We start from the raw sequence: 255 nt of genomic DNA on the forward strand, positions 1-255 counted from the left end.
GCAGTAGAGGGGATATTACCAAACCAGCCATTTATTAGCATCGATCAGTTACAAGACGTTCGAGGAGTCAGCGCTGAAGTGTTAGCAGCACTGCGCCCTTACCTTAGCGCCGTTCCTTATTATGTGCCTATCAATGTCAATACTGCCAGTCCTGAACTGCTGGCGTCTCTGATGGACGGTGTGACTAGCGAGCAGATGCGTGGGTTGACCGAGATGAGGCGCAAGCAAGTATTGCCATCTATCGATGAATTGTGG

General features: G+C 50.2%; 1 protein-coding gene. It reads left to right on the forward strand.

Annotated elements, in window-relative coordinates; all coding sequences use genetic code 11:
* Window positions 1-255 (forward strand): type II secretion system protein GspK (locus tag AAEY78_RS14000; protein ID WP_352339988.1); only part of this gene is annotated, 255 nt, incomplete at both ends.

Origin of the sequence: Psychrobacter sp. 16-MNA-CIBAN-0192 (genome assembly GCF_040309565.1) — a bacterium.
In the GTDB taxonomy this organism is placed as follows: domain Bacteria; phylum Pseudomonadota; class Gammaproteobacteria; order Pseudomonadales; family Moraxellaceae; genus Psychrobacter.